We start from the raw sequence: 26,189 nt of genomic DNA, 5'->3' as shown, positions 1-26,189 counted from the left end.
GTCTGTATCCCTCTGTTTCGCCCCTTAAAACTGGTATGACCATTATAAAAATGGCTCACTGGTGGCTTTTTAACCAAAAAAAGCGCATTCCTACTTTTCCTCAAAACAACAGCTTGATCACGCATCAACATTTTTCTTGCCGTTTTGGCTAAAACTTCGCCGATTAAAATAAAAAGCAGATGCAATAATTCTCGCCTACCACTATTCTCTTTTAAACGGTAGCCTAAAGAGAAAATTCCCAGAAAAGCCACCGTAAACAAAATAATACAAATAATGTAATCAAAACCTTACGCATAGCAAACAGCACCTATTTATACCCAATAGATTTCAAGTGGCGGGAAGGCGGTAATCCCAAGGATGAGCCGAGTAACGAGTACAGCCAATACATTGCAGTTTGAAAGATGACGGGTTTGCCAGCTAAAAGTGACAACGACAGAGGATGCAACAATGAGTGTTCAACAAGAAGGTGCAGAGCTAAAGCGGGGGCTTAAAAACCGCCACATACAGCTTATTGCCTTAGGTGGCGCAATTGGTACCGGATTATTCCTTGGTATCGCGCAAACCATTCAAATGGCGGGGCCTTCAGTGCTACTGGGGTATGCAATCGGCGGCTTTATCGCGTTTCTGATTATGCGCCAGTTAGGAGAAATGGTAGTCGAAGAGCCAGTAGCGGGTTCTTTTAGTCACTTTGCTTACAAATATTGGGGGAACTTTGCCGGTTTCGCTTCCGGTTGGAACTACTGGGTACTGTATGTGTTAGTGGCGATGGCCGAACTGACTGCTGTAGGTATCTATGTACAATATTGGTGGCCGGAGATCCCGACATGGGTGTCAGCGGCGGTCTTCTTCTTAGCCATCAATGCCATCAACCTGGCGAATGTCAAAGTGTATGGTGAAATGGAGTTTTGGTTCGCCATCATTAAAGTGGTCGCTATCATTGCAATGATTCTGTTCGGTGGATGGTTACTACTTAGCGGGCAAGGCGGCCCGGAAGCCACTGTGACTAACTTGTGGGCACAAGGCGGCTTCTTCCCTAACGGGATCATGGGCTTGGTTATGGCCATGGCGGTGATCATGTTCTCCTTCGGTGGCCTTGAGTTAGTTGGGATTACCGCCGCAGAAGCAGAGAACCCTGCTAAAAGCATCCCCAAAGCAACCAATCAGGTTATCTACCGTATCCTGCTGTTCTATATCGGTTCTCTGGCAATCTTATTATCACTCTACCCATGGGGGAAAGTGGTCGAAGGCGGCAGCCCATTTGTACTGATCTTCCATGCATTGAACAGTAATGTGGTTGCAACTGTATTGAATATCGTGGTACTGACAGCGGCATTGTCGGTCTATAACAGTTGTGTTTACTGCAATAGCCGCATGTTGTTTGGTTTAGCCAAACAAGGCAACGGCCCGAAAATGCTGCTGAAAGTCGATGGTCGCGGTGTACCTGTTATTGCGATCGCCGTCTCTGCATTTGCCACCGCTTTCTGTGTATTGATTAACTATCTGATCCCAGGCCGTGCCTTCGAATTACTGATGGCACTGGTGGTATCGGCGTTGGTAATCAACTGGGCGATGATTAGCCTCGCGCACCTTAAATTCCGTGCAGCTAAAAACCGCCAAGGTGTTATTCCACAGTTCAAAGCGTTCTGGTATCCGTTCAGCAACTACCTGTGCTTGCTGTTCCTAACCGGCATTTTGATCATTATGTATCTGACTCCGGGCATCCAGATTTCTGTGTTGTTGATTCCAGCTTGGGTATTGCTACTGGCTGTTGGCTATATCCTGAAAAATCGCAACCAACGCGCGAAATCCTGATAGCAGAAAAGCAGGTTTCTCTGGGGAATTTGACAACATCATAGCTAACGGGTCAGCCACAGCGCTGGCCCGTTTATTTTATTGTTTAACAAAACCATGTTCGACTGACTCGCCATCCTCGCATCAAAACCATCAGTTAGGATAAACAAGGTATGCCGCTTTTCGGCAAGCCCCCGCAGATAACCACGCGTGAATCTGGCAAAATTCTCACATTAATAAATGCAGGCTAATTCATCATATTCCATTGAGATGGCACTGACCGAGTACAAACTCTCCGGCCAGTGCCGTAAATCAGAAAACTACACCAGTGCACCATAAATAGTCAGTAAAGCCACCACTACAATCACCGTTAGTGTCACTTTTCGTGCCAACGAGACCGCAGCTCTTGGCGTCTGTACAGGGTCTAAATGAGGCTCACGAGCCAAAGAATACTGCGCCAATTGAGTCAGAACCTGATACTGCTGAGTTCTGAAATCGCCTAGTGAGGCAAACCAGGCTGGTAATGCTCTTTCGCCGTGCCCCAATAAGGCATATGCCACGCCCACCAACCGCACAGGTATCCAGTCCAGCCAGTGTAACAGACGATCAATACCAGATTGAGAACGCTGCAAAGGCGTATGGTGCCGGGCTAACCAAGTTTGGTATCCGCGTAACATCGCGTAACCCGCTAGCGCCACAGGGCCATAGTTAACACACACAACGAACCAGAATATAGGGGCTAAATAATACCGGAAGTTTATCCACAACAAGGCATTTTGCAGGGATTGTAAGCGAGCTTTCTCTCCGCTATCCATGGGTAAACCATGGATTAACGCTAACTCCACTGCCATTTTATCGGTGGCATGAGCATCATTTTGGCGTGCAGCTTTAAGGTAGGCTCGATAGTGTTTACGAATGCCCCCCGCACCAATACACAGCAGGCAAATCAGAATCCAAATCAACAACAGGGGGAAACCAAACAAGATATTCTGCACTAACTGCAAAATCAGCCATACCAAGGCCATCCACACAGCGGTCAGCAAAATAGTTTGTGCCAACGAAAAGCGATGTAAACGCGCAAATACGACTTCAAGGCGATGATCTAACTGCCAATGTTCGCCCAGTTTAAACAAGCGCTCCCATGCTAGTACCAGCAGCAGCGTAAACAGTGTCATTAGCTCTTATTCTCCCTTTAGCACTTAACCAGCCCTGAACAGGGCATATGCCTCCCGGCATGCATAAACCAAACGATAAAACCAGGCGACGAGCAGATGATCCCTCGACAACGAACCTGCGGTAAAGACTAAATCGCCCACATTACGATGGCGATGATAACTTCACCAAATTCTGCTGATACAACGCCCAATCAAAAGCGGGACCAGGGTCGGTTTTACGTTGTGGCGCAATGTCACTATGCCCCGCCACCCGATCAATGGTTATCGGATAATTGGCAAATAACAGCGCACTTATCTCATTCAAACTACGATACTGTGCGGACGTAAACGGTAACACATCCGTTCCTTCCAGCTCGATCCCAATCGAAAAATCATTACACCGCTCACGCCCACCAAAGCTCGATACTCCAGCATGCCAGGCGCGGTGATCAAACGGAACATATTGAATAATTTCACCATCACGACGAATCAGACAGTGGGCTGAAACTCGCAAATGAACAATATCAGCAAAATAAGGATGTTCATCAGCATTTAGTGTGCCAGTGAAGAGTTGATCGATGTATGGGCCACCGAACTCGCCAGGGGGCAAACTGATATTATGAATTACCAGCAGCGAAGGTAACTCGCCTTCTGGCCGTTGATCAAAATGGGGGGAAACAACCCGTTTAACCCCTGAAATCCAGCCATTATCTAACTGCATTGCTTATCTAAGCCCCCTAATAGTACACTTCAACTGGCTCTTTTATGGCACTTCAGCCAGCAACAGAGTAGCATGTTTGAACTATTATCTATCCGCCCTTTCGGAGTTTTCTATGCCGACTCGCAGCTATAATGCCGACAGCCGCCGTGCCGAGCTATTGGAACGAATTCAATGTGATATCCCGTCAACTGTTGCCCAAGCGTTGAGCGAAGACCTTGGTGGTGAGGTTAATGCAGACCGCGACCTCACCGCACAATTGCTCCCAGCGGATAAACAAGCCAATGCCACGATTATTACACGCGAAGCTGGTATTTTTTGTGGTCAGCGCTGGTTGAATGAAGTGTTTATTCAACTTGGCGCCCAAGTGGCAGTTGAATGGTTAGTTAAGGATGGCGACAAGTTGACAGCCAATCAGGTACTTTGCCATCTGACTGGCCCTGCCCGTACCCTACTTACGGGTGAACGCACTGCACTTAACTTCTTACAAACCTTATCCGGTGTCGCTACCGAGGTTGGCCGCTATGTAGCGGAGCTTTCTGGGCTACATACACAATTACTCGATACCAGGAAAACCTTGCCAGGGCTACGTACCGCCTTGAAATATGCCGTCCTCTGCGGTGGTGGCAATAATCACCGACTCGGTTTGTCGGATGCTTTCCTTATCAAGGAAAATCACATTATTGCTGCTGGCTCTATTAAAGAAGCGGTTGCTAAAGCATTTTGGATTCATGCCGATGTCCCCGTCGAGGTTGAAGTTGAATCCCTTGATGAATTACAGCAAGCATTAACCGCAGGTGCCGATATCATTATGCTGGATAACTTTACTATTCCAATGATGCGTGATGCTGTACTCATGCGTAATGAGCTTGCCAAGACCCAAGAGAGCGCACAACTGGAAGTTTCTGGCAACGTTACGCTAGAAACTCTGCGAAGCTATGCCGAAACAGGTATTGATTTCATCTCGGTCGGCGCACTAACCAAACACGTTACCGCATTAGACCTTTCCATGCGATTTCAATAAGCCTATCAAATTATCTTCGGCCGATGATAGCCATTAGCAGATTCGAATTCTGTTTTTGCGAGCATCGCCGAAGATATCTGTGACCCCAACTGTAACAACCTAAATACTCGACAGCCTGCTTCGCAAATCGATGTAATGCCCCTGTTGCTATCAATAAAAAAGCTGCACTCTTGCCTCGTTTTCACACACAAGGAAAGTGGCAAATGAATAAGCAACAGGGTTTTACCTTAATTGAATTAATGGTCGCCATCGCCGTCATTGCAGTGCTCAGCGGTATTGGTATTCCTTCCTACCAGCGCTATATCCAAAAAGCCGCACTCACCGATATGTTACAAGCCATCGTCCCCTACAAAATGGCCGTGGAGCTTTGTGCTCTGGAGCATGCCAAGTTCGATAACTGTAGTGCGGGCAATAACGGCATACCGGCCGGACAATCATCGCGTTATGTCAGTGCAACAACCATTGATAAAGGGGTGATTACTTTTACCGGTCAACATACCCTTGCCGACCTGACTCTAGCGATGACTCCCACATTCAGTAGTAGTGGAAATATCGTCTGGACCAGAACATGTACCACCGTAGATAACAATCTTGCTGATAGCTGTAAGACCGTGTTCCGCTTCAATGATAAGGTTTAATGAAATGACTGAATTTATGGCACACCAACCCGAGCGAATCAGCACTGAATTGCACAAACTCTGTCGTCGTTATAGGGCAATAGCCTTAAAACTCGATGGCAAAAACCTGTCTATCGCATCATCAAAGCCAGTAAGTGACGAATTATTAACTGCCCTGCGTTTTACTTGTGGGCGTAAAATCACCGTAGAATATTGGCCTGAGGCCAAGATTGAACAGTCATTAAACCTTGAGTCATCAGCAAAAGAGCCACTAAACCGGGATGTAAAATCTACCCCAAATAGCCAAGGTGTATCGCGACAAGAGAAAGAACGAGCAAGAGGCGACTTATCTTTACTGCCGCCAAAGGACTTAGATGAAACGTTGCTGGATAATGAAAGTGATACCCCCGTTATTCAATTTATAACTCAAACACTCAGGCTGGCGATTCAGAAACGTGCATCAGATATCCATTTTGAACCTTATCAGCATCATTATCGTATTCGTTTCAGAATTGATGGCGTTCTACACGAATCCCCGGCCCCCACAGCAGAATTAGCCAGCCGCATCAGCAGTTGCCTAAAAGTCATGGCTAAATTGAATATCGCTGAAAAACGGTTGCCGCAAGATGGTCAACTAGCTTTAGTGCTAAATGGCACTCGCTACTCCATAAGAATAGCCACTCTCCCTGTACAGTTCGGTGAAAAAGTGGTGCTACGTATATTGAATATTCATCAACAACCTACACTGGCTAATCTGGGGTTGAATACTATCGCCCACCAACAACTCACACGCGCATTATCTGCTCCGCAAGGCTTAGTTCTGGTTACTGGGCCTACTGGCAGCGGAAAAACAGTGACGCTGTATTGCAGTTTAGACCAACTCAATCAACCGCAAAGAAACATCTGTAGTGTTGAGGATCCTATTGAGATCCAGGCTGATGGCATAAATCAGACTCAAACTAACAATAGGATTGGGTTGGATTTTTCTTGTGTATTACGCGCGATGCTACGGCAGGATCCTGATGTGATTATGCTCGGCGAGATTCGCGATAATGAAACTGCTGAGATAGCAGTTAAGGCCGCTTTAACCGGGCATCTGGTACTTTCAACACTGCATACCAACTCAACGTCTGAAACCCTAATACGCCTGACACAAATGGGAATAGAACGTCACTTAATTGCATCGAGCCTGACATTAGTTATCGCCCAACGACTGGTTCGCAGGCTCTGCCTACACTGTCGTCAGGCCTCTCCTAGCCTTTTTCAGGCTCCGGCAGGCGTTTGGCCGAGTCCATTACAGCATTATCTGGCGGTGGGCTGCGAACACTGCTGTGCAGGTTATTATGGACGCACGGGTATTTACGAAATGCTGAGTGTAACTCCGCAAATTCAACATGCCTTGCTCAGCAATGTCAGCCCGGCAAAACTCACTCAGATTGCGCAAAAGCAGGAACAAGTCACATTGCTTTCTGCTGGTTTGGCATTAGTCGAAAGTGGTGTTACTACACTTAGTGAAATTAATCGTGTTGTAGGAACCCTGAAAGAACCCGAGGCAACATCGTGAGCCACCAGCGTTTATTTTACTGGAAAGCCATTGATAATAAAGGAAAATTACAGACTGGCGCGCAATTAGCAACCGAGCGAAATATTGTTTATGAGCAAATGTTCCGCCAAGGGCTACAACCATTAAATGTTAAGGGTGGCAAGCAATTATCAATTAGTTATTGGCGAGGTGAGCGTCTGGTGGCTGTTACTCGCCAATTGGCGACGCTGTTGCAAGCCGGTCTGCCTTTGGTCAATAGCTTGCAACTGCTAGCGAAAGAAATAGATGCGTTACCATGGCGGTGCTTATTGCAGGACATAAGCCAACAGGTTTCGCAGGGGCTATCACTATCTGAAGCGATGGCGCGTTATCCACATACCTTTCCCCGATTATATCCTCCAGTGATTGCGATGGGGGAACTCACGGGTAACCTTGAACAGTGCTGTATTCAGTTGGTACAGCACCAGGAACGGCAGCAAAAGCTACAGAAGAAAGTGATTAAAGCACTCAAATATCCAGTATTTGTCTGCATTATCGCAATGGTTGTTAGCCTGGTTATGCTGATCATGGTATTGCCTGAATTTGCGCAGATTTATCAATCATTTGATACACCATTACCCACACTGACAGCCACATTGTTGCTGATTTCAGTATTTCTTACTGCTTACGGGCCATATATTGCTGTGTTATTAACATCAATATGTATGGGATACCTTTATGCTCGGCGGCGTCAGGCGCACGTACAACAATGGGAGCAAACGTTGTTATTACGCCTCCCATTCATTTCCACATTAATTCGTGGGGGCTGCCTTAGCCAAATTTTTCAAACATTAGCCATCACGCAACATGCTGGATTACCGCTGACGGCCGGATTGGATGCCGCGATCCTTTCCATCAATAACTGTGCCTATCAGCAAGCATTAAGGCATATTCAACAACAGATCAATCAAGGCGAGCCGCTGCATACCGCCCTTGCACAACAACATCGTCTATTCCCACCGCTATGCCAACAAATGGTTCGTGTGGGTGAGGAATCTGGCGCATTGGATGTGTTATTAGAAAAATTAGCAAGTTGGCATCAGCAAAAAACACAGGATTTAGCCGATAATCTCACTCAAATGTTAGAGCCACTGTTGATGTTAATTATTGGCAGTATCGTCGGGGTTCTAGTGATCGCGATGTATTTACCGATATTTCAACTAGGGGATGTTATTGGGTAATACAGGTATTGAGGGCAGAATGTGGCGGGAAAAAGGCTTCGAAACAGGGCGTTAAATAGCGCCCTGTTTACATCAGTAATCAGTTACTGCCGAATACACGGTTTTCTTGCTCCGCAACGCGGATAAAAGTGGTGCGCTTAGTCAGTTCTTTTAAATGCGAAGCACCCACGTAGGTACAAGCAGAACGCAAGCCACCCATAATGTCGCGTACCGTGTTATCAACTGAACCCCGTAATGGCAGTTTAACAGTTTTACCTTCTGCGGCGCGATATTCAGCGACACCACCAACATGGCGTTTCATGGCGGACTCTGAACTCATACCGTAGAACAGCATAAATTTCTCGCCATTCTCTTCAACCACACGGCCTTCACACTCATCATGCCCTGCCAGCATGCCACCGAGCATGACGAAATCAGCACCACCACCGAAAGCTTTAGCCACATCACCCGGTACAGAGCAGCCGCCATCACTGACAATCTGCCCACCTAAACCGTGGGCAGCATCGGCACACTCGATCACAGCAGATAGCTGTGGATAACCAACACCGGTCTTAACTCGCGTGGTACAGACAGAGCCAGGGCCAATTCCCACTTTAACAATATCCGCACCAGAAAGGATAAGCTCTTCTACCATCTCGCCGGTCACTACATTACCGGCACAAATCACTTTGTCCGGGCAGGCTTCGCGCGCTTTTTGCAGGAAGGAAACAAAATGCTCAGAGTAGCCATTAGCCACATCGATACAGATAAATTTCAGAGTCGGAGATAACGCCAGAATTTGCTTCATTTTGTCGAAATCGGCAGAGGAAGTCCCTGTTGACACCATGACATGGCGCAATACAGATTCAGGAGCCCGTTTTACAAACTCAGCCCATTGTTCAACCGTATAGTGTTTATGAACTGCGGTAAGTACATCAAATGATGCCAAAACTTCAGCCATGCGGAAGGTGCCAACAGTATCCATATTAGCAGCGATGATAGGTACACCAGACCAATTCCAACCTGAATGTTTGAAGGTAAACTGGCGTTCCAGTTCTACTTCAGAGCGGCTTTTCAGTGTGGAACGTTTAGGGCGGATTAACACATCTTTAAAACCTAATTTCAAACCTTCTTCAATACGCATGGCTTATTATTTCCTGGTTAGTGGCGATAGATCGCAAAAGTGATCGGGCGTAAATCACGCCATCCCAGTGAAGCTATCATACGCATGAATAATTCTACGGCAAGACTGCGAATCCACCTTTATTTACGCTATAATCCCACAAATTACTTGAAGAGAGGCAACCGCGCTTTTATCTGCGCGCTCACTTCATTTATTTTTCCACGTAGCTCAAACAGAATGCATACCTTACTATCTCTTCCCACCTGCTTTCAGATACAATTCGACCACTCACTGACAGTATACAAGGCTAGGCAATGACCTATATTGTGGCTCTCACTGGCGGGATTGGCAGCGGCAAAAGCACCGTAGCAGATGCATTCGCCAACTTCGGGGTGCCCCTTGTTGATGCTGACATTATCGCTCGCCAGGTTGTTGAACTGGGTATGCCAGCATTAGCGGCTATCGCATCCCGCTATGGCGACTCTATTTTGCAAGCAGATGGTTCATTAAACCGGAGTGCATTGCGCACAAAAATTTTCAGTGAGCCGCAGGAAAAAGCATGGTTAAATTCATTGCTGCATCCACTTATTCAGCAAGAAACTGAGCGCCAATTAGCGGATATTGATAAACCATACGCACTTTGGATTGTTCCTTTGTTGCTTGAAAATGGTTTACAGCACCGTGCTAATCGTGTGTTAGTGGTAGATGTAGCGCCTGAAATACAACTCACGCGCACGATGGCAAGAGATGGTATTACTCGCCAACAGGCAGAACATATTTTAGCGTCACAGGTTTCGCGGCAGCAACGGCTGGCCTGTGCCGATGACATTATTGACAATAGCGGCGATCCATCCATTATCGCTTCGCAAGTTGCTTCATTACACCAGCAGTATTTAATATTGGCAGCCGTGGCCCAACAGGATTTACACCAATGAGTGACCTCACCTCAACAATACTTTTTGAACATCCGCTAAATGAAAAAATGCGTACCTGGCTAAGAATAGAGTTTTTATTACAACAATTAGAAAGCCACCGTTCATTAGATAATATTGCCACTGCATTAACGTTTTTCCGCGCCGCATGCGATTTGATTGAAGTTTTGGATCGCGGCGAAGTCCGCACTGATTTACTTAAAGAGCTTGAGCGCCAACAACAAAAGTTGCAGCAATGGGCTGATATACCCGGTGTGGATATGTCGCGAGTGGACTCCTTGCGCAGTAAACTAAAAAACCATGCCACAGTATTAATGTCCGCGCCACGTATCGGGCAATCATTAAAAGAAGACCGTTTAATCGCTGTCGTTCGCCAACGTCTTAGTATTCCCGGTGGCTACTGTAGCTTTGATTTACCCACGTTACATACCTGGCTACATCAACCACAGGCGCAGCGTGACCAACATATTGATAAATTGCTGGTAAGCTTAGCGCCACTCAATCAGTCTCTAACCATCATTTTAGATTTAATTCGCCAGTCGGGTCCGTTGCGGGCACAAATCAGCTTGAATGGTTTCTTTCAAGATAATGCCGAAGGTGCTGATCTACTGCGACTGCGCTTGCCATTAGACCCACAACTATACCCACAAATTTCTGGTCATAAAACACGGTATGCTATTCGCTTTTTACCGCTCGACAGTGAAAATGGTACCGTTCCGGCCCGTTTATCGTTTGAATTAGCCTGCTGCTGATGTGGCAATCAATCAGTTGGTTTTTAAGGAGAGAATATGGACTTAGAAGAAATCAAAGTTAACTGCCCTACCTGTAGGAAAATCGTTATCTGGGGAGAGCAAAGCCCATATCGCCCTTTCTGCTGTAAACGCTGTCAACTGATCGACCTAGGCGAGTGGGCTGATGAAGAAAAGCGTATTTCAAGCCATGGCGAGTTATCTGACAGTGATGAATGGAGTGAGGAAGAACCCCCAACGCATTGATGCGCATATCATTGGGGAGCAACCGTGTTTTGCTCCCTTCCCATTGTATTCATTACAATTTTATTAATAAATAATATGGGGTTATCTGGTGAGTAATGCAATGATTGCGGCATTCGCTGGTGGAAACTCCTCGGCAACCAATTCGGATTGCCTTACCCAACGAATGGGCTGCCCTTCACGGCCAAAAGGTTCACCATCCCACGCTTCAACCATATAGAAACTTAATGTCACGATACGATCGGTAAAAGTATGCTCCAAGACGTTGAGTAAAACAGCCTCTTGTACCACGATCCCTACTTCTTCTGATAGCTCACGTTTTAAAGCAAGCTCAGCTGTTTCACCCTGCTCAACCTTGCCACCGGGAAACTCCCAAAAACCTGCCATATGAGAATCAGCAGCGCGTTGAGTAATAAAAATCTCCTGCTGGGAGTTGCGGATAATCCCTACCGCGATCTGTAAATGTTTCAATTCTCTTTCTCCTGATCAGAGCATAAACAGTAAGTTATGTGGCCTCTTGGTATCTGTTCTAAAAAGAACGACAAAAAAACTAAAATAAAGGGCGGTTTTTAAGCCGCCCTCATTTTCAGTATCACCAATGGCCTAAAGTATTACTGTAGGCTGCCATGACACTGTTTATATTTTTTGCCTGAACCACATGGGCACGGATCATTACGACCCACTTTACGCTCAAGGCTAGCGGCAACATTGACTTCATCCTTTGACATCAAAGCACTGTTGTCAGACTGATGGCTTAGTTGCTGCTGTTTCGCCAAACGCTCGGCTTCTTCACGACGTTGTACTTCCAGCGCTTCTACCTCTTCTGGCATCCGCACTTGTACTTTGCTCAGCACACTGATCACTTCATATTTTAGTGATTCCAACATGGCAGCGAACATGGCGAAAGATTCGCGCTTATATTCCTGTTTAGGATCTTTTTGCGCATAGCCACGTAAATGAATCCCCTGACGCAGATAATCCATTGCAGCCAAGTGCTCTTTCCACAAGGAGTCGAGTGTTTGTAGCATCACGCCTTTTTCGAAGTTACGCATCATATCGATGCCAACAACTTCTTCTTTGCGGTGATACACCTCAATCGCTTGTTGAAGAATGCGCTCACGTAACGTTTCTTCATGCAGTTGTGGCTCATCTTGCAACCATTGTGCAATTGGCATATCCAAGTCGAAATCATTTTTCAGGCGCAGTTCAAGGCCTTCAACATCCCACATTTCTTCCAGTGACTGGGTTGGAATGTAGCTGTCGATAACTGTTTTGAATACGTCTTCACGGATGCTGTTAATAGTTTCACTAACGTCAGATACATCCAGCAATTCATTACGCTGGCTGTAGATGGCACGACGCTGATCACTGGCGACATCATCATATTCAAGCAGTTGCTTACGAATATCAAAGTTACGGCTTTCAACTTTACGCTGTGCGTTAGCAATGGCCTTCGTCACCCATGGATGTTCAATGGCTTCGCCCGGTTTCATCCCCAATTTACGCATCATGCCAGACACACGGTCAGAGGCAAAAATACGCATCAAGGCATCTTCCATTGACAAGTAGAAGCGTGAAGAACCGGCATCACCCTGACGACCCGCACGACCACGTAACTGGTTATCGATACGACGTGACTCATGACGTTCGGTACCAATAATGTGCAAGCCACCTGATGCCAGCACCGCATCATGGCGAATCTGCCAGGCGGCCTTAATGGCGGCGATTTGATCTTCAGTCGGATCTTCCAGCAAAGCAATCTCACTCTGCCAGCTACCACCCAACACGATATCGGTACCACGACCTGCCATGTTGGTAGCGATAGTTACCGCACCGGGTTGACCCGCCTGGGAGACTATTTCTGCTTCCATGGCATGGAACTTAGCGTTCAGAACTTTGTGCTCAATGCCCGCTTTGGTCAATTCAGCCGATACCACTTCGGACTTCTCAATTGAGATAGTACCAACCAATACTGGCTGACCGTTCGCTGTACGCTCACGGATATCTTCGATAATCGCACCAATCTTTTCCTGCTCGGTCATATAGACCAAATCAGCTAAATCCTTACGAATCATTGGGCGGTTAGTAGGTACAACAATAGTATCAAGCTTGTAGATTGAGCTAAATTCAAATGCTTCGGTATCCGCCGTACCGGTCATACCGGCCAATTTTTCATAAAGGCGGAAATAGTTCTGGAAGGTAATGGAAGCCAGTGTTTGGTTTTCGTTCTGGATTTCCACGCCTTCTTTGGCTTCAACAGCCTGATGCAGGCCATCTGACCAACGACGCCCTTGCATGGTACGGCCGGTGTGTTCGTCGACGATGATAACTTCACCATCTTTCACAATGTAGTCAACATCACGGGCAAACAGCACATGGGCGCGTAGCGCGGCCGTGACGTGGTGCATCAGCATAATGTTGGTTGGAGAGTACAGCGACTCACCTTCTTCCATGATGCCCGCTTCCACTAACATTTGCTCAATCAGAATCAGGCCACGTTCGGTTAAGTGAACCTGACGTGATTTTTCATCTACCGAGAAGTGACCTTCACCCTGGAAGGTGTCTGAGTCTTCTTTTTCCTGACGAATCAGTTTTGGAATCAGTTTATTAACCCGAATATACATCTCGGAACTGTCTTCCGCCGGGCCAGAGATAATCAGCGGGGTACGAGCCTCATCGATCAAGATGGAGTCAACCTCATCCACCAGTGCATAGTGCAATTTACGCTGCACACGCTCTTCCGGGCTGAATGCCATGTTATCGCGCAGATAGTCAAAACCGTATTCGTTGTTAGTACCGTAAGTGATGTCAGCAGCATAAGCAGCACGCTTAGCGGGTGCAGCCATATTCGGCAGGTTGATACCAACGCTCAGACCGAGGAATTCGAACAATGGACGGTTATTTTCGGCGTCACGTTGAGCCAAATAGTCGTTGACGGTAACTACGTGAACGCCACGGCCACTCAGCGCATTCAGGTAAGCTGGCAGGGTTGCAGTCAGGGTTTTACCTTCACCAGTACGCATTTCTGCGATGCAACGCTCATTCAGTACCATACCGCCCAGCAACTGCACGTCGAAGTGACGCATGCCAAATACGCGTTTACTTGATTCGCGAACTACCGCAAAAGCTTCAGGAATCAAGGTTTCCAGCACAGCGCCTTTTGCCAGACGCTCGCGGAATTCATCTGTTTTGGCACGCAACTCAGCATCGGTCAGTTTTTCAATTTCTGGCTCCATACGGCTGATTTGATCAACCACTTTGCGCATACGGCGTAGAGTACGATCGTTACGGCTGCCAAAGACTTTGGTTAATAATTTGATTAGCATGATTCTTAATATCTCTTACAAGACCACCAAACCGGCGGCCAAAGGTTGTATAAAATTGAGGTAAACCAAGAGAATAATTAGCTTATACCCGTCATACTTCAAGCTGCATGTGCGTTGGCTACATTCAATCACCCGAATCACTTACTTATGTAAGCTCATCGAGATTTTCTCGCTTGCCGCCTTCCTGCAACTCGAATTATTTAAGGTATAGGATAGTAGGCCCGGCACGAATGCCTTGCACTTGTGCAAGCCAGAGTCCAGGTTTGTGTAACGAAAGAACAGGCCGCTTAACTTGCTCGGTGTAACGAATGATAGCCGGTGGCTTAAACTCGTGTGTTAGCAGTGCATTGAGGGTATCCAACAGTGCAAGTTGCTGAATTTGTGATGGTTCAGCTTGCTCGACTGCGGCAACTTCTTGCACCCGCGCATAAGCGACCTGAGGTGCCAATGCAAATGAGAGGTGACGAATAACCGTGCGCAGTGCATGCTGTTGCCAGTAGTCTACGCTGAATGAAGGACGGCGATGCATATCATGCAACAATGCCAAACTGTTAAAGTTTGTCACACCGTAATTCTGACGGCTTTGGCTTGATGATGTGTTCGGTATTGCAGTTTGGTCTGGAACGCCAGACAGGTTTGATGGCACGCCAAGACTCGCCGCTACCATCCCTAACAAGAGATGCGGCCAGAAATAACGTCTGCCAAATTGTCGCCAACGATTTAGAATACCGATCACAAGTTTAAAATCCGCCGGAGCCTTGTCAATGCGTGAAAACCGCCCACAATTATTAGATGTTCTGTTCGACGATGCCATTGCAGCAGAAAACGGACCGCTACATAACGTACAACAACGCGCTACTGCACTGTTAAAACTGAACCGTGCGGTAAAAGGATTGCTCCCTTCACAAATGCAGCCGTGGTGCCGTGTCGCTAACTATCGACAGAGTGTTTTAGTGCTAGAGACCGCGAACGCTAGCTGGTTAATGCGCTTACGTTATGAACAACCCGCGCTGCTCTCTGCACTACGAGCGCAAATTCTACCATCATTGTCTTCAATCGACATCAGGATTAATCCGTCGTTAATGGCCCAAGGCCATAACATTACGCAAGATGCGGCAAAATCAGCGCAAGATCCTGACAAATCGCCGCCATTACGTCATCTAAGTTTGGAAAGTGCTAAGGAATTAAGAGGATTAGCGAGCCGTAGCCCTGAAAAACTTAGAATAATATTGGAACGATTGGCTGCGTTGGCCGGAGAGAGTGCCAACGCAACCAAAAGTGATAAGTAGCTTTACCCTTTGCACTTACAGCGAGGTTAGCTAGCTGTAATGCCAATGACTTTGGGTATAAAAGTACTTAGTAAGCTAATACTGTAGACGGAGCTTTGAATGCCAGTGGCATTTCAGCTTCGTCTTGGAACGTCACAAATTCCCAAGCTTCTTGCTTAGCTAGAACAGCCTGCAACAACTTGTTATTTAAGGCATGGCCCGATTTAAACGCAGTGAATGCGCCAATAATATTATGGCCACACATAAACAGGTCGCCAATCGCGTCCAGCATTTTGTGACGAACAAACTCATCTTCAAAGCGCAAGCCATCTTCATTAAGCACGCGGTAATCATCTACCACAATGGCACAATCGAAACTACCGCCCAGGCACAAACCACGGGACTGTAGATATTCGATATCACGCATGAAACCAAAAGTACGCGCACGGCTGATTTGACGGACGAATGAATCGGCCGAGAAATCCAGACGGTAACGCTGAGTACTTGAGTCAATCGCCGGATGATTAAAATCAATGGTAAAATCTAAACGGAATCCATTGAATGGAGACAATTCAGCCCACTTATCACCGTCTTCAACCCGTACAGTCTCTTTCAGACGCAGGAATTTCTTCGCAGAGTTTAACTCTTCGATACCGGCATCCAGCAGCAAGTACACGAATGGACTGGCACTACCGTCCATAATCGGCACTTCGGGAGCGTTAACTTCAATAATAATGTTATCAATCCCTAACCCTGCCAAAGCAGCGTTGAGATGCTCAACAGTAGAAATACGCACGTCATGCTCATTGACCAGGCAAGTACAGAGCATGGTATCACGCACGGATTTTGCATCTGCCGGAAAATCAACCGGTGGATTCAAGTCAGTGCGACGATAGATGACCCCGGTATTAGCCGGCGCGGGTCGCATTGTCAGCGTGACTTTCTTACCGGTGTGCAAACCGACGCCAGTTGCCTGAACAATACGTTTTAAAGTCCTTTGTTTGATCATCGTTTTATCTCGCAATGTTATCCATCCTACCGACCAAGTTTATAACAAGGTCGGTGGGACAGTTTAGCACAAAGAGCGGAGATTCCAAATATTCGAAAATTAATCGGCTTGCTTGCGCAAAAATGCCGGGATATCCAAATAATCGGGCTCTTTATTGGTTTGAGCAGTAGGGTCATTGACCACTTTAGCCGCAGGTTTAACTTCCTGAGGTAAAGGTGACATGCCATGCTGCTGGTAACGATGGTCCATTACAGGCTGAGTCTGCTTGTTGGTAACCAACGTAATTTCTGGGCGTTTATCCATACCGATACCGGTCGCAACAACAGTTACGCGCAGTTCGTCGTTCATTTCCGGGTCTAACGATGTACCGATAACAACGGTGGCATTGTCGGACGCGAATGCACGGATAGTATTACCCACGGTTTCGAATTCATCCAAACGCAAATCGAAACCAGCAGTGATGTTAACCAACACACCACGGGCACCAGACAGGTCGATATCTTCCAACAACGGGCTGGAGATAGCCATTTCTGCTGCTTCTTCTGCACGGTCTTCACCACAAGCCACACCAGAACCCATCATGGCATAACCCATTTCGGACATCACGGTGCGCACGTCGGCAAAGTCAACGTTCATCAGGCCTGGGCGGGTAATCAGTTCGGCGATCCCCTGAACAGCACCTTTTAACACGTCGTTAGCTGCACCGAATGCATCCAGTAAAGAAATGCCACGACCCAGAACTTTCAATAATTTGTCATTCGGGATAGTGATCAGTGAGTCCACATGCTTGGACAACTCAGCAATACCCTGCTCAGCAAATGCCATGCGCTTCTTGCCTTCGAAGTTGAAAGGCTTGGTAACCACGGCGACTGTCAGAATACCCAGTTCTTTTGCCACTTCGGCAACAACAGGAGCAGCACCAGTACCGGTACCACCACCCATACCTGCGGCGATAAAGACCATGTCCGCGCCTTCAAGAGCCGCACGCAGTGCTTCACGGTCTTCTTCGGCTGAATTACGGCCCACTTCTGGGTTCGCGCCAGCACCCAAACCTTTGGTAATACCGCTACCAATTTGGATGGTTTGGCCAACAGCCGTCTTACGTAGCGCCTGAGCGTCTGTATTAACGGCGAAGAATTCAACACCTTCGATGCGCTCGCGCACCATGTGTTCGACGGCATTACCACCGCCACCACCGACGCCGATGACTTTAATCACCGCGTCATTGGTTAGTTCCATAGGTTCAAACATAGTTTCTCTCCGTTTTGTGCCTGTCGCTTCGAGATCAAAAAATATGTTCAGCATGATCTCTTTGTTGAAACATTAAAACTCTTTTCTCAGCCAGCTATTGATACGTTTAAACCAATTGCCCACTGAGGCACGTTTTTCTACTTCTGACTCACCACTGAGATGAGATTCTTTACCGTAATGCAATAACCCAACAGCAGTGGAGTAATAAGGTTCCTGTGCATAATCCGTCAGCCCGGTGATATTGAGCGGTTGACCGATACGAACCTGGGCATGGAACACCCGTTGTGCGCATTCAGCCAGCCCATCAATTTGTGCAGCACCGCCAGTCAGCACGATACCGGCTGCCAGATGATGCTTCACGCCTTGCTGACGCAACTGCTCCTGCAATTGTAAAATCTCGTCATTAACTAAATTCAGCAACTCGGTGTAGCGTGGTTCTATAACCTCAGCGAGCGTCTGTCTTTGCAGACTACGGGGAGGGCGTCCGCCAACACTTGGCACTTCTACACTTTCGTCCTTGCTGACTATCGACCCGAGCGCACAGCCGTGCCGAACTTTAATCGCTTCCGCATCTGTAGGCGGCGTACCAAAAGCATAAGCTATGTCGCTGGTGACCACATTCCCGGCGTAAGGGATAACTTTGGTGTGCCGTAACGCGCCACCGGTATAAACCGCCATATCCATGGTGCCACCGCCGATGTCAACGACACAGACACCCAGCTCACGCTCATCTTCAGTCAATACTGCATAACTTGCTGCCAAACCGGCGAAAATCAGTTGGTCCACTTTCAGACCACAACGCTCCACCGCTTTAACAATATTCTTCGCCATATCGTTATGGCAGGTAATCAGGTGCACTTTAGCCTGCATCCGCACGCCAGACAGACCAACAGGGTTTTTGATTCCTTCCTGATAATCGATGGCATATTCCTGTGGAATAACGTGCAGGATACGATGCTCATCACGCACACGCACCGACTTCGCGGTATGCACTACGTTCTCTACATCTTCCTGAGTTACTTCTTCTTCTGAAATAGGAACCATCCCTATTTCATTCTGACAACTGATATGTTTACCCGATAAAGCCAAATAAACAGATGAAATTTGGCAATCCGCCATTAACTCCGCCTGATCGATAGCGCGCTGCACGCATTTCACTACCGATTCAAGATCATTAACTCCACCCTTATCCATGCCACGGGATGGGCAACTGCCGACCCCAATAATATTGACCATGCCATCGGGCAGAACTTCCCCTACCAATGCGGAGACCTTTGCCGTGCCGATCTCAAGACCTACTACCAGTTTTCTGTCCGTCGACTTGATCATTGTTGTTTTGCCTGTGCCTGATTCTGTTGCGGATTACTGTTCTGCTGGCCATTTATTGGTGGCTCACCACCCTGACTGTCGATAAATACTGGAGCCCAACCTATTGCAGCCCCTGTCTCATATCGCAAATCAACATAACTGACTCGTTTATCTGGCTGCTGTTGCAACATCGGATATAACTCGATGAAACGTTGCAAACGCCCCATCCGGTCATCCCGTCCCAGCTCCAGCCGAACATCATTATCTAAGGCCAACTGCCAAGAATGCCTGGCGCTCATTGCCACCATTTTTAGCTGATATTTATTGGCCGCTAACACCTTATTTATTGCCCGGTAGCCTTCCAGAACATCCTGTTCACTGCCTTCCGGGCCATACAGTAATGGCAATTTCTGTTTGCCGACCCGCTCGGATGGCACACTAAATGACCGCCCTTGCTCATCGACCATATGTAAATCATTCCAGCGGGCAAAAGGCACATACTCCACCAGATGGATTTTCAGCTCATCCGGCCACTGTTTACGCACACTGGCCTGCTGAATCCATGGCAACCTTTCAATCTGCTGTTGGATGATGTTCACATCCTGCGTCATAAAAGTACCCGGTGCACCCAATGCCAGAATTGCCTGGCGGATATCATCGTTAGTGGTGTAATGGCGCTCACCAGTCACCACCAATTTTGACAGTGGTAATCGGCTGGCATCTTTCATCCACCCCACAACGACCCACCCACCCCAGAGCATGGTACCCAAAACCATCAGCAGGAAAATTAGACCTGCTAATTGGCCTCCGTTACTGCGCCGGGCTACGCTGTTTTCCGCCGCACGTTCGCGCGCATTCAGGGCAGCTTGCGACATATCAGTCAGCCAACGTCAGAATTCGCGCCACTAACTGGGAGAAACTCAACCCAGACTGGCGGGCTGCCATCGGCACTAAACTGTGGCTGGTCATACCCGGTGAAGTGTTCACTTCAAGTAGGTAGAAATTGCCGTCACTGTCTTGCATGACATCAACCCGGCCCCAACCACTGCAACCCAGCGCCTGGTAAGCCTGCAATGACAGTGTTGCTAACTGCTGTTCCAGCTCATCACTTAAGCCACTTGGACAAAAATACTGTGTCTCATCAGAAAGATACTTGGCTTCATAATCATAGAACACACCAGGCGCCTGAATACGGATTGACGGTAAAACGTTGTCTCCGAGGATCGCGACGGTATATTCCGGGCCACTCAACCATTTTTCTATCAGCACATCACTGTCGTGGCGGAAGGCTTCTTCCAAGGCACCGTGCAATTGATCGGCCTGATCAACCTTGCTCATGCCAACACTGGAGCCTTCGTGGCTTGGCTTCACAATTAATGGCAGGCCAAGCTTAGCGACACCTGCCATTAATTCCACTGACGAAAGTGTTTCAAACTGTTGACGATTCAACGCGATATACGGTGAAATCGGTAAACCTGAGGCTTGCCACACCAATTTGGTGCGTAATTTGTCCATCGTCAGGGCTGATGCCATCACGCCGCTGCCGGTATAAGGCAGTTGCAGGAACTCCAACACCCCTTGCAGGGTGCCATCTTCGCCACCACGACCGTGTAAGGCGATAAAGACCTTATCAAAGCCCTGTTCTTTAAGCTGAGTCACTGGGAAGTCTTTGGTATCTATCCCATGGGCATCGATACCCGCTTCTCTCAAGCCCGCTAATACCGCCTGACCTGATAGCAATGACACTTCACGTTCAGCGGAGGTACCACCTAGCAGTACTGCGACTTTCTCAGCCATGATGTTCCTCATCTTTTGTCTGTGGCTGCAATTTAATATCAGCCAATTTACGAGCAATTTTACCAATGTTACCTGCGCCCTGAACCAGAATCAGGTCATCGCCATTCAGCACTTGCGCCAATACTTCCGGTACGGTTTCACTGTCTGAAACCAAAATTGGGTCTAACTTGCCACGATTACGGATGGTACGGCACAACGAGCGGCTATCAGCCCCTGGGATCGGCGGTTCACCGGCAGCGTACACATCCAACATCAGTAGGACATCAACCTGCGATAACACATTGGCGAAGTCGTCGTACAGGTCACGGGTACGGGTATAACGGTGCGGCTGGAAGACCATCACGATGCGCTTATCCGGCCAACCCGCGCGCGCAGCTTTGATGGTGGCATCCACTTCAGTTGGATGATGGCCGTAGTCATCAACCAGCATCGCACTGCCTTCTTTGCCATTGACCGGCATCAGCGGGAAGTTGCCGAGGAAATCAAAGCGGCGGCCAGTCCCCTGGAACCCTACCAACGCACGCAGAATATCCTCGTCTTCGATACCTTCTTCTGTCGCCACGGCAACCGCCGCCGCTGCATTTAGCGCATTGTGACGACCCGGCGCATTCAACGTCACCGTCATCAATGGCTTATCCAAGCGTTTGAGCGTGAAGTGCCCCTGTGGGCCTTCCTGCCGGTAGCTGGCTATCTGCACATCAGCGTCATCACTGAAACCGTAGGTGGTAATGTGGCGGCCTACCCGTGGTAGCAACTCGCGCACCACAGGATCGTCAATACACATCACTGCACGGCCATAGAATGGCAAGTTATGCAAAAAGTTAATAAACGTCTGTTTTAAGTTCTCAAAGTCGCCCTGATAAGTATCCATATGGTCGGCTTCGATATTCGTGACAATCGCCACCATCGGTTGCAGATGCAAAAATGACGCATCACTTTCATCGGCTTCCGCTATCAGGTAACGGCTGGACCCAAGACGAGCATGGGTACCTGCCGCTTTCACCAACCCGCCGTTAACAAAGGTTGGATCCAGACCGGCTTCAGCATAGATACTGGAAACCATTGCCGTGGTGGTGGTTTTGCCGTGGGTGCCCGCAACCGCAATCCCATGACGGAAACGCATCAACTCTGCCAGCATTTCTGCGCGGCGGATCACCGGAATACGCGCCTCGCGAGCTGCAACAATCTCTGGATTATCCGCAGAGATTGCGGTTGAAACCACGACCACACTGGCGTCCAGAACGTTTTCAGGACGGTGATGGAAATAAATCTGTGCGCCCAAAGAAGTCAAATGCTGGGTGACCGGGTTAGGTGCCAAATCTGAACCGCTAATCTGATAACCTTCGTTAGCCAACACTTCAGCGATACCACCCATGCCAGCACCACCGATGCCAACAAAGTGAATGTGCCGGACGCGACGCATCTCGGGCACGATAGTTCGTAGTTTCGCCAGTTGTTGTGTATTCACGTTTCTCTTCACTTTTTTGTCTGTTGCATATTCACAGCCCGCATTAACCTAACTGCCCGCTGTTCATTATCTGTTTTTACTATTACTTACTGGCCGCGACCACTTCGGCGGCTACGCGCTCAGTGGCATCCGGGATAGCCACGGACCTTGCCCGTTCTGCCATGGTCAGTAAGGTTGCTCGATCCCACTGTTCCAATAGGCTGCTGACCGCCTCGGCGCTAAATTGCGGTTGTTCGATAATTTTGGCCGCACCGGCCTTTTCCAGCGGCAATGCATTCCAATATTGCTGCCGATCTTTATGCTGAAACGGCACAAAAATCGCGGGTAAACCTGCGGCGGCAACTTCACTGACCGTCAATGCGCCCGAACGACACACCACGACATCGGCCCAACTATAAGCGGCTGCCATATCGTCGATAAACTCAGTAATTTGGTGCTTATCGCCACCCTGCCCTACTTGCTGGTATGCCTGTAATACTTCTGGCAATGCGCCTTTACCTACCTGATGCCACAGCGTGATTTTCTCACCCAACAGTGCGGCAACCTGCGGCATCGTCTGATTTAGCACCCGCGCACCTTGGCTACCACCGATAACCAATACACGAATCGGCCCTTCACGGCCTACCAAACGTTGCGCCGGCAATGGCAGCGCAAGAACATCGGTACGAACCGGATTACCAACAACATCTGCATTTGGGAATGCGCCGGGGAAGGCCTGTAACACCTTTTTAGCAATTCTGGCCAGCCAGCGATTAGTCAGACCCGCGATGCCATTCTGCTCATGCAACACCACTGGAATACCGCACAGCCATGCGGCCAAACCACCGGGCCCGGAAACATAACCGCCCATGCCCAGCACTACATCCGGCTGGTAATCACGCATGATTTTCTTGGCCTGACGCACCGCGCGATAAATCCGCACTGGTGCCATCAGTTGGGCCATCAGCCCCTTGCCGCGTAAACCAGAAATCTGGATGAAATCGATCTCAATGCCATTTTGAGGTACCAATGACGCTTCCATTCGGTCTGCGGTGCCGAGCCAACGCACCTGCCAGCCTTGCGCCATCAGATGATGTGCCACGGCCAATCCGGGGAAGACATGCCCCCCTGTGCCACCCGCCATCACCATTAAACGCTTGGTCTTGCCACTCATCGGGCACTCCTTACAAACGCCTGGGCTTTTGCCAGACGTGTTTCAAAATCAATACGTAACAACAGCACAATTGCCGTTGACATAATAATCAGGCTCGAACCACCGTAACTGATCAGTGGCAATGTCAAACCTTTGGTCGGCAACATCCCGGCAGCAGCCCCAACGTTAACCAGTGCCTGAAAACTAAACCAGACGCCGATTGAGCAAGCCAAAAAGCCAGAAAACCGCTGATCTATCTCTAATGCGCGACGCCCGATGGACATAGCACGAAAAGCGACGAAGAATACCATTAACAGTGCCAGAACCACACCGAAATACCCCAGTTCCTCGCCTAAAATCGAGAAAATAAAGTCAGTGTGCGCTTCCGGCAAATACTCCAGTTTCTGCACTGAGTTCCCTAAGCCTTGCCCCCAGAATTCACCTCGGCCAAAAGCCATCAGTGACTGGGTTAACTGATAGCCACTGCCGAACGGATCAGCCCATGGATTCCAGAAGGATGTCACACGGCGCATACGGTAGGGTTCAGCAACAATCAGCAGACAAACCGCAAACACACCAGAGCCGATAATCGCCAAAAACTGCCACATTTTCGCGCCAGCCAGAAACAGCATCGCCAGGGTAGTAATAAACAGCACTACCACCGTGCCTAGATCGGGCTGTGCCAGCAGTAACACCGCCAGAATGACCATGACCCCCATCGGTTTGCAAAAGCCCCAGAAGTTACTGCGAACCTCTTCAACCTTGCGCACCAGATAGCTGGCCAGATAACAAAACAGTGACAGCTTGGATAATTCCGCAGGCTGAATACGTAGCGGCCCCAGTGAAATCCAGCGTGACGCCCCGTTTACCGAGCTACCCACCACCAATACCACCAGCAGCATCACTATCGAAATCAGCAGCATAATGTTGCTATAGCGCTGCCAAACCGCCATCGGGATACGTAATGTCACCAGCGACAAACCAAATGCCAGCGCCAGATAGAGGGCATCACGCTTGGCAAACAGGAAGGGGTCACTGGCCAGACGCTGACCAATCGGCATTGATGCCGATGTCACCATCACAAAACCGATAATCGCCAAACCAAATGTCAGCCACAGCAAGGTTCTGTCGTAAAGCACCATGCTGGTGGTATCGCTCTCCCGCGATCCCATCACAAAGTGTTTTACGGTATTAAACAGCCCCAGCCCCGGCATCCGCATCAGCCCAACTCCTCTGCCAGGCGAGCAAACTCATCACCACGTTGCTCAAAACTGCGGAATTGGTCCAAACTGGCGCAAGCAGGAGACAGCAACACCATATCCCCCGGAGCCAAGCTCTTCGCCAGCAGTACCATGGCCTGTTCCATTGTCTCGGTAAGCTGAGAGACTTCGGGCCGCAGTTCAGCCAGTTGCTCACCATCACGGCCAAAACAGTAAACTTTGATATGGTCGCCTTGCAGAAAACGCGTCAACCCTGAGAAATCAGCGGATTTACCGTCGCCCCCCAGCAATAAATGCAAGGTGCCTTCAACCTGTATGCCATCCAACGCTGCTTCCGTACTGCCCACATTGGTTGCTTTAGAGTCATTAATCCAACGCACGCCGTTGTGCTCAAACACCAGTTGGAAGCGGTGTGATAAGCCGGTAAATGTGGTCAATGCTTTCAAACTTGACGAACGGGGAATCCCTACGGCATCAGCCAGTGCCAGTGCTGCCAACGCATTGGTATAGTTATGGCGACCGGTCAATTTCATTTCGCGGGTATTCAAGACTTTTTCACCCCGAACCCGCAGCCAGATTTCTCCCTGCTGCTTATTCAGATGGTAGTCACCCACATCCACACCAAAGCTAATACAGCGGCTATCAGCGCCACGCACCGGCATGGTAAGCGCGTCATCGGCATTCACAACACAGACTTTAGCGTTTTCATAAACTCGCAGTTTAGCTGCGCGATATTGCTGCAAACCGAACGGATAACGGTCAGTATGATCTTCTGTTACGTTCAAGATGGTGGCCGCACTGGCATGCAAGCTTGAGGTGGTTTCCAACTGGAAGCTCGACAGCTCTAGTACTACCAGTTGGTTTTCTTGTCTCAATAACGTCAGTGCCGGAACACCGATATTGCCACCGACGCCTACCTGCCAGCCCGCCGCTTTAGCCATCTCGCCCACCAGCGTGGTCACCGTGCTTTTACCGTTAGAGCCGGTAATCGCCACTACAGGCGCCTGATTCTCACGGCAGAACAGCTCGATATCGCCGACAATCTCGACACCGGCCTCGGCTGCGTCATTCAAGGCAGGATGTGCCAGCGCAATGCCTGGGCTGGCCACAATCAAATCTGCATCTAATAACCACTGCTGATTAAGATCGCCGACATGGCGCTCAACGCTTTCAGGCAATTTATCCAGGCCTGGCGGATTAATACGGGTATCCATCACACGCGGCGTAACACCACGCGCCATAAAGAAATCAACGCAGGAAAGGCCGGTTAGCCCCAGCCCGATAATGACTACTTTTTTACCCTGATAATCAGCCATA

At 48.6% G+C, this 26,189-nt stretch carries 24 protein-coding genes; 9 read left to right on the top strand and 15 right to left on the bottom strand.

What is annotated here, in order from left to right:
* Positions 1 to 447 precede the first annotated feature (447 nt).
* Positions 448 to 1,812 carry an amino acid permease gene (locus A6J67_RS07380; protein WP_005181472.1) on the top strand — a complete coding sequence of 455 codons (1,365 nt, stop codon included), beginning with the start codon at positions 448 to 450 and terminating at the stop codon, positions 1,810 to 1,812.
* Positions 1,813 to 2,111: 299 nt separating this feature from the next.
* On the opposite strand, the gene ampE is transcribed toward A6J67_RS07380, so the two are convergent.
* Together ampE and ampD are read right to left on the bottom strand one after the other, a co-directional pair.
* A complete protein-coding gene (ampE, locus tag A6J67_RS07375) occupies positions 2,112 to 2,966 on the bottom strand; it encodes a beta-lactamase regulator AmpE (protein WP_042568556.1) in 855 nt (284 codons plus the stop codon).
* Between the two features lie 142 nt (positions 2,967 to 3,108).
* Entirely contained in the window at positions 3,109 to 3,666 is a 558-nt protein-coding gene (gene ampD, locus A6J67_RS07370) for a 1,6-anhydro-N-acetylmuramyl-L-alanine amidase AmpD (protein ID WP_050288117.1), read from the bottom strand.
* A 112-nt stretch (positions 3,667 to 3,778) separates the two neighbouring features.
* Here ampD and nadC point away from each other — a divergent pair, with 112 nt between their 5' ends.
* The 4 genes from nadC (at position 3,779) to hofC (ending at position 8,067) form a co-directional block, all read left to right on the top strand.
* Positions 3,779 to 4,687, top strand: a complete 909-nt coding sequence (nadC, locus tag A6J67_RS07365; RefSeq protein WP_042568557.1) for a carboxylating nicotinate-nucleotide diphosphorylase — start codon at positions 3,779 to 3,781, stop codon at positions 4,685 to 4,687.
* 203 nt (positions 4,688 to 4,890) lie between these two features.
* Entirely contained in the window at positions 4,891 to 5,325 is a 435-nt protein-coding gene (gene ppdD / locus A6J67_RS07360) for a prepilin peptidase-dependent pilin (protein ID WP_042568558.1), read from the top strand.
* Between the two features lie 4 nt (positions 5,326 to 5,329).
* The gene (gene gspE / locus A6J67_RS07355) at positions 5,330 to 6,868 is read left to right on the top strand and encodes a type II secretion system protein GspE (protein WP_050072529.1); all 1,539 of its coding nucleotides are present in this window, start codon (positions 5,330 to 5,332) and stop codon (positions 6,866 to 6,868) included.
* Positions 6,865 to 8,067, top strand: coding sequence for a protein transport protein HofC (gene hofC / locus A6J67_RS07350; RefSeq protein ID WP_050288118.1), 1,203 nt, complete (start codon positions 6,865 to 6,867; stop codon positions 8,065 to 8,067). The genes gspE and hofC overlap by 4 nt, the downstream gene beginning before the upstream one ends.
* 79 nt (positions 8,068 to 8,146) lie before the next feature.
* Here hofC and A6J67_RS07345 read toward each other — a convergent pair whose 3' ends face one another.
* Positions 8,147 to 9,190 carry a GMP reductase gene (locus A6J67_RS07345; protein ID WP_005181452.1) on the bottom strand — a complete coding sequence of 348 codons (1,044 nt, stop codon included), beginning with the start codon at positions 9,188 to 9,190 and terminating at the stop codon, positions 8,147 to 8,149.
* A 293-nt stretch (positions 9,191 to 9,483) separates the two neighbouring features.
* Between A6J67_RS07345 and coaE the strand changes: the two genes are divergently transcribed.
* Genes coaE through yacG form a run of 3 tightly spaced genes read left to right on the top strand, consistent with a single transcriptional unit; the run spans position 9,484 to position 11,096 of the window.
* Positions 9,484 to 10,104: a dephospho-CoA kinase gene (coaE, locus tag A6J67_RS07335; RefSeq protein WP_042568562.1), complete on the top strand. Its 621-nt coding sequence runs from the start codon at positions 9,484 to 9,486 to the stop codon at positions 10,102 to 10,104.
* Positions 10,101 to 10,853, top strand: coding sequence for a cell division protein ZapD (gene zapD, locus A6J67_RS07330; RefSeq protein WP_032905464.1), 753 nt, complete (start codon positions 10,101 to 10,103; stop codon positions 10,851 to 10,853). The genes coaE and zapD overlap by 4 nt, the downstream gene beginning before the upstream one ends.
* Before the next feature lie 36 nt (positions 10,854 to 10,889).
* A complete protein-coding gene (gene yacG, locus A6J67_RS07325; protein ID WP_080608109.1) occupies positions 10,890 to 11,096 on the top strand; it encodes a DNA gyrase inhibitor YacG in 207 nt (68 codons plus the stop codon).
* Positions 11,097 to 11,177: 81 nt separating this feature from the next.
* Here yacG and mutT read toward each other — a convergent pair whose 3' ends face one another.
* From mutT to secM, 3 genes are all read right to left on the bottom strand, one after another.
* Positions 11,178 to 11,564: an 8-oxo-dGTP diphosphatase MutT gene (mutT, locus tag A6J67_RS07320; protein ID WP_005181440.1), complete on the bottom strand. Its 387-nt coding sequence runs from the start codon at positions 11,562 to 11,564 to the stop codon at positions 11,178 to 11,180.
* Positions 11,565 to 11,704: 140 nt separating this feature from the next.
* A complete protein-coding gene (secA, locus tag A6J67_RS07315) occupies positions 11,705 to 14,419 on the bottom strand; it encodes a preprotein translocase subunit SecA (RefSeq protein WP_005181439.1) in 2,715 nt (904 codons plus the stop codon).
* Positions 14,420 to 14,615: 196 nt separating this feature from the next.
* Complete coding sequence (gene secM, locus A6J67_RS07305) at positions 14,616 to 15,155, bottom strand: secA translation cis-regulator SecM (RefSeq protein WP_005181437.1); 540 nt, start codon at positions 15,153 to 15,155, stop codon at positions 14,616 to 14,618.
* A 28-nt stretch (positions 15,156 to 15,183) separates the two neighbouring features.
* Here secM and A6J67_RS07300 point away from each other — a divergent pair, with 28 nt between their 5' ends.
* Entirely contained in the window at positions 15,184 to 15,708 is a 525-nt protein-coding gene (locus tag A6J67_RS07300; protein WP_005181434.1) for a DUF721 domain-containing protein, read from the top strand.
* 67 nt (positions 15,709 to 15,775) lie between these two features.
* On the opposite strand, the gene lpxC is transcribed toward A6J67_RS07300, so the two are convergent.
* From lpxC to murD, 9 genes are all read right to left on the bottom strand, one after another.
* Positions 15,776 to 16,696: a UDP-3-O-acyl-N-acetylglucosamine deacetylase gene (lpxC, locus tag A6J67_RS07295; protein ID WP_005181431.1), complete on the bottom strand. Its 921-nt coding sequence runs from the start codon at positions 16,694 to 16,696 to the stop codon at positions 15,776 to 15,778.
* A 99-nt stretch (positions 16,697 to 16,795) separates the two neighbouring features.
* A complete protein-coding gene (gene ftsZ / locus A6J67_RS07290; protein ID WP_004389003.1) occupies positions 16,796 to 17,947 on the bottom strand; it encodes a cell division protein FtsZ in 1,152 nt (383 codons plus the stop codon).
* 72 nt (positions 17,948 to 18,019) lie between these two features.
* A complete protein-coding gene (gene ftsA, locus A6J67_RS07285; protein ID WP_002210431.1) occupies positions 18,020 to 19,276 on the bottom strand; it encodes a cell division protein FtsA in 1,257 nt (418 codons plus the stop codon).
* Positions 19,273 to 20,130, bottom strand: coding sequence for a cell division protein FtsQ (gene ftsQ, locus A6J67_RS07280; protein ID WP_005181422.1), 858 nt, complete (start codon positions 20,128 to 20,130; stop codon positions 19,273 to 19,275). The genes ftsA and ftsQ overlap by 4 nt, the downstream gene beginning before the upstream one ends.
* A 1-nt stretch (position 20,131) precedes the next feature.
* Positions 20,132 to 21,052 (bottom strand): D-alanine--D-alanine ligase, encoded by a 921-nt coding sequence (locus A6J67_RS07275; protein ID WP_042568563.1) that lies wholly within the window; start codon positions 21,050 to 21,052, stop codon positions 20,132 to 20,134.
* Complete coding sequence (murC, locus tag A6J67_RS07270) at positions 21,045 to 22,520, bottom strand: UDP-N-acetylmuramate--L-alanine ligase (RefSeq protein WP_005181419.1); 1,476 nt, start codon at positions 22,518 to 22,520, stop codon at positions 21,045 to 21,047. The genes A6J67_RS07275 and murC overlap by 8 nt, the downstream gene beginning before the upstream one ends.
* Before the next feature lie 82 nt (positions 22,521 to 22,602).
* Entirely contained in the window at positions 22,603 to 23,673 is a 1,071-nt protein-coding gene (murG, locus tag A6J67_RS07265) for an undecaprenyldiphospho-muramoylpentapeptide beta-N-acetylglucosaminyltransferase (protein WP_050296837.1), read from the bottom strand.
* On the bottom strand, positions 23,670 to 24,872 hold the full coding sequence (gene ftsW / locus A6J67_RS07260; protein ID WP_032905460.1) for a cell division protein FtsW: 1,203 nt from the start codon (positions 24,870 to 24,872) through the stop codon (positions 23,670 to 23,672). Before ftsW ends, murG begins: the two co-directional genes overlap by 4 nt.
* Positions 24,872 to 26,188, bottom strand: coding sequence for a UDP-N-acetylmuramoyl-L-alanine--D-glutamate ligase (murD, locus tag A6J67_RS07255; RefSeq protein ID WP_005181416.1), 1,317 nt, complete (start codon positions 26,186 to 26,188; stop codon positions 24,872 to 24,874). Before murD ends, ftsW begins: the two co-directional genes overlap by 1 nt.
* Position 26,189 lies beyond the last annotated feature (1 nt).

The sequence above is a fragment of the Yersinia sp. FDAARGOS_228 genome, from assembly GCF_002073315.2.
Classification (GTDB): domain Bacteria; phylum Pseudomonadota; class Gammaproteobacteria; order Enterobacterales; family Enterobacteriaceae; genus Yersinia; species Yersinia intermedia.
Note: the sequence above shows the minus strand (reverse complement) of the source record. Positions and strands in the feature narration are given on the sequence as shown.